Origin of the sequence: Dolichospermum lemmermannii CS-548 (assembly GCF_028330815.1) — a bacterium.
Classification (GTDB): Bacteria; Cyanobacteriota; Cyanobacteriia; order Cyanobacteriales; family Nostocaceae; genus Dolichospermum; species Dolichospermum lemmermannii.
In genome coordinates this window covers 1-5002 of the sequence record NZ_JAQMTJ010000079.1, presented here as the reverse complement: position 1 = coordinate 5002, position 5002 = coordinate 1, and the positions used below count along the sequence as shown (strand labels likewise).

Below are 5002 nucleotides of genomic sequence, written 5' to 3'. Positions count from 1 at the left end.
TGGTATAGATGCTAATGGTGATGGCAAAATTGGCTATGCAATTATAGAATCAGCAGGTAATACCACCTTTCTGAAAGATGCAGCCAATAAATACTTTACCCAAACCGGAACAAATACCCCAATCGCTATCAAAAATGGTGGACAACAAATCTCCCAAGATATCTACGGTTCAGGATGGCAAACTCTAGCCGCAGAAACCGTCAGTGTAATTAATCAAGTAGCAGAAATCGTCAGTGGAGTTAATCAAGTTCTTTGGAAAAATGTGGCTGGAAACTTCCTACATATCTGGCATTTAGATAGTAACTGGAATTGGGTTTCTTCTGAGGGAAATTGGGGATTGAATTCGGCGGAAGCTTTAACTCAAGAAACTAAATTTGGTATAGATGCTAATGGTGATGGTAAAATCGGTAGTCCTTCTAGTCTGACTCTAACAGGCACTATTGGTAACGATATCCTCATCAGTGGTGCAAATAGTGATACCTTCAATGGTGGTTTAGGTAACGATACCCTGTATTTAGGTTTAAATGATAATGCTGTGGATAATGTTAACTATGCTTCTGGTGATGGTACAGACACAGTTTATCAGTTTGTGCGCGGTGTCGGTGGCGATAAACTGAATTTTACAGGTATTGCCAATCTTGATGTGGTTACATTGGGTGCAAATACAGAAGTCCGAATTGGTGATGGTATTGCTGCTAATACTGGTTTTGGCACAGGACAGTTATTGATTACTTTATCAAGTACAAATGGTTTCACTAACGCTGATGTGAATGTTAATTTGTTTGGTAGTAACTTCCTATTTAACTAGTTGGTAATTTATCTACCTAGTACATCACAGCGTAAATAAAGCAACCATATTCAATCGCCAAAAAGCCTACTGTATATTAGTTTTGACTTTTGACTTTTGACTTTTGACTTCCGCCCTGCGGTACTAGTGGTCTGTCAAGCTAAAAATTGTGAGATTGAGGGAAATTAGAGAGGCTATTAACTCTAAACCTCATCCATACAGCACTTTCCGGTGTTATGAGGTACATATACATATCCAGCGGGCAAGATGCCCGCACTACAAGAGTTTCATAATTCAAGTTTGTACCTCATTAGAGCGAAATATGTTGTAAATAGAAAATTGACAGACCACTAGTCGGTTTTAACCGACTTTAGCTATAAGACAGGGAATTTATTCCCTGGCTTCCTGGCTTCCTGGCTTCCTCCCCATTAACATCATCACCCCATCATGTTTCGCCAAAAAGCGCAAAAACGCCAACCGAAAAAAGAGATTTATGGTATTGACAAACAATTTTAAAAATGTTATCATAATCTTGACAAGGAAGAACTATCTTGCAATAATAATAAAACGACAAGATCCCCGACTTCTTCAAGAAGTCGGGGATCTGATTGATTCAAAATCAACCCTTACAGCATAGGTGCAAACTGAGATTTATCAGGTACTTCCGCGTACTCAGCCACAATTTGCCTAAGTTCATCACCATTAATGGTTTCTTTTTCAATCAACAAATCAACCAAACGATCTGCGAGACTGCGATGATCACGCATGATATTCTTAGCGTTGCTATAGCATTCTTCCACAATCATTCTGACTTGGGCATCAATGCGACAAGCGATCGCTTCAGAATACTCAGAACGGGTTGTCCAGTCACGACCGAGGAACACTTCACCCTGTTGGCTTTCCAGAGATAAAGGACCCAAATCAGACATTCCAAATCGTGTTACCATTTGTCGTGCCATTCCTGACAACTGCTGCAAATCTCCACCCGCACCAGTTGTAACTTCTGCACGGCCAAAAATTACCTCTTCAGCAGCCCGACCACCTAAAGCCCCTGTAATTCTAGCCTTTAGCTGAGAACGGCTAATTAAACCTTGTTCTTCATTAGGCATAAACCAAGTTAAACCCTGGGCTTGTCCTCTGGGAATCAAAGTCACCTTTTGTACAGGATCATGGTCTTTAAGTAAAGTCCCGACCAAAGCATGGCCGATTTCATGGTAAGCAATCAGACGCTTACTCTTGCTATCCACCAGGGGAGTACCTTCCATACCAGCAACTACCCGATCAACAGCATCATCAATTTCTAGTAAAGTGATGCCTTCCTTGCGTCTTCTCGCTGTGAGAATCGCGGCTTCGTTGAGGAGGTTAGCTAAATCTGCACCGGTAAATCCAGGAGTCCGGCGAGCGATCGCTTCCAAAGATACGCTAGAATCTAATTTCTTATTTCTAGCATGAACTTGTAATACTTCCAAACGGCCTTTAATATCCGGTGCATCTACAGTTACTTGTCTATCAAAGCGACCAGGACGTAATAAAGCGGCATCTAGGACATCAGGACGGTTGGTAGCAGCAATAATAATAATGCCAGTATTGCCTTCAAACCCATCCATTTCTGTTAATAATTGGTTGAGGGTTTGTTCCCGTTCATCATTCCCACCACCAATACCAGCACCCCGTTGACGACCCACCGCGTCAATTTCATCAATAAAGATAATACAGGGAGCGTTATCTTTCGCTTTTTTAAACAAGTCACGGACACGGGAAGCACCCACACCCACAAACATTTCCACAAATTCCGAACCGGAGATAGAGAAGAAAGGTACACCAGCTTCACCCGCAATGGCTTTTGCCAGTAAAGTTTTACCAGTTCCTGGAGGTCCAACCAATAGTACACCCTTGGGAATGCGAGCGCCCACAGCAGTAAATTTCTCAGGTTGTTTGAGGAAAGTAACAACTTCTTGTAATTCTTCCTTCGCTTCTTCAATTCCGGCCACGTCGTCAAACTTCACCCCTGTTTTCGCTTCCATTTGGAAACGAGCGCGGGACTTGCCGAAATTCATCGCTTGTCCAGGACCACCGGGAAGATTATTAGAGCGCCGGAACAAAAAGAACAAGCCAGTAATCAATAAAACTGGGAAAATTAAATTACCCAAAAGTCCCCAGATTGCCCCATCATTGCGGATAGGATGGGCATCAAAACTGACTTGCTTTTCTTTGAGCTTTTGAATTAATTCAGGAGCATTCACGGGCAAATCTACCCGCCAGCGTTGGGTGCGATTTTCGATGTCTTGGTCATTAGCTTCGATAATTGCGGTTCTACCACCATCGTATAGATCCACATTGGTAACGCGGTCTGCATCCAAGTATTCCAAAAAGCGCCCATAGGTCATACGGGTATTGGCGGCATTTTTGCCTGTGTCCGCAGGAGCGCCTGCAAAAGCCCCTTGCCAGAAGAAAAAGCCGATTACCAAAGCCAGCACTGACCAAAGTGCTACGACTCTCCAGGAGAATTTCATCTTTAATTTGCCTTTAGATACTAATATGACTGCTTTTGTAACGGATGTTTATAAATCCATTTTGTAATTTGAGCCATAAAACGTCGGTTTGCTTATGGCAGATTCATGAAGTTTGTCTAGAATCTTAATTAAATTTAACCTAATTCTCATACTAATACCAATTAAAAATTAAAAATTAAAAGTTAAATATTCCCAAAATCAGACCCAGTAAGGATTTGGGGCTAATTTATATTTTGCTATCTCTATTACTAATTTTATGCCGGACTGCACAGGATCACCAAATTCATTTATATTATTCATGCTTCAAAGCTCAATATAACGCAGATGTTATGGAGTATGAACCACGAAGAAACGAAGAAGCGAAGGTAAGAGTTCAAAACGGCTTAATCGTTCGATTCCTACCTGTCCATTAAATTATCATTCTCTTTTTGGCGTTGGTGAATGAAGGTATGATTTTTTCTCACGCAGAGGCGCAGAGGACGCAGAGAGTAAGAGTTTAAGAATGATTTACTTACCTTCCGTAATTTTCAATGTATAAGGTAGGGATTCATTTTCCTTGTAAGAACCAATCCAAATTTGATAAGTACCTGGTAGCCATTCCCCAACAATACCGGGGTTTTTGCCGTCAAAATCATCATTGCACCAAGTTCCACCGGGTCCTTTAACAATCATGGTGGTATCCGCAGGACTTTGGACTACTAATTTCAGGTAGTCAAATTTACTGGTGAGTTTCACAGTATGGTCTGGTGCTTCATCCATAAATCCTTTACATGGTCCTGTTGGTAGTGTTTCTGCTTTTCCTGCTATTTTGCTCCCCGGTATTGCACCACCACTCATTCCTCTCAATATCAAAGGATCTGAAGATAATGGATGTTGAATAGTCGCATCTCCAAAAATTGGCGAGGCTGTTTGAGCATGAGCCACTGGATTAAACCCGGCTGTAACGCAGAGTACAACTATGATTCCTGTAGGAAAAGCTGTTTTTGACATTGCAATTAGAGAAGATTCCTAGATATCTTATAAAGACATGAATTTACAGTCTCAAGTTCCTTTAGAAAAGTCCACAGAATGATTGATCCCATAATCAGAGAAGATAATTTCAGTGTGCAGCCTTAACGGGTGACAAGATGACTAAACAGCTTGTTTCATAAGGGATAGAGTCTGAAAGCCACGTTGAAAAAGAGGTGCTTATTGCCATCATTGAGGTGACAGGTTTATACATTAAAAACTTTTCAAACATCCTCTTAGGCAAACCACGTTGTAGAGACGTTTCATGAAAAATCTCTACATCAGCATTAAACCATCCTGTAATTGATGCGATATGTAGGGGTTTAGCAGTGCTAAACCCCTAGGATATATCGAAGTTAAGGTAATTCATGTTGATTTACAGCAAATTGTCATCAAACCTGGAACAAGAACCCCACCCCCAACCCCCTCATCGCTTGCGGGTAGGGGGGCTAGTGGTCTGTCAAATTTATTTTGACGGGTTTTTGGTAGTGCGGGCATCTTGCCCGCGTGAGCGAGGCACTCACACTACAGGTAGTGCAGGCATCTTGCCCGCGTGAGCGAGGCACTCACACTACAGGTAGTGCAGGCATCCTGCCCGCGTGAGCGAGGCACTCACACTACAGGTAGTGCAGGCATCCTGCCCGCGTGAGCGAGGCACTCACACTACAGGTAGTGCAAGCATCCTGCCCGCGTG

2 protein-coding genes and 1 pseudogene are annotated in these 5002 nt (G+C 42.3%); 1 reads left to right on the top strand and 2 read right to left on the bottom strand.

The features are described 5' to 3' along the window. Window positions 1–808, top strand: a pseudogene (locus PN450_RS05295) (hypothetical protein); the annotation flags it as partial. Between the two features lie 605 nt (window positions 809–1413). Here PN450_RS05295 and ftsH2 read toward each other — a convergent pair. Together ftsH2 and PN450_RS05285 are read right to left on the bottom strand one after the other, a co-directional pair. Continuing rightward, window positions 1414–3300, bottom strand: a complete 1887-nt coding sequence (ftsH2, locus tag PN450_RS05290) for an ATP-dependent zinc metalloprotease FtsH2 (protein ID WP_271835641.1) — start codon at window positions 3298–3300, stop codon at window positions 1414–1416. Between the two features lie 507 nt (window positions 3301–3807). Further along, on the bottom strand, window positions 3808–4290 hold the full coding sequence (locus tag PN450_RS05285; RefSeq protein WP_210422344.1) for a hypothetical protein: 483 nt from the start codon (window positions 4288–4290) through the stop codon (window positions 3808–3810). Between the last annotated feature and the right edge of the window lie 712 nt (window positions 4291–5002).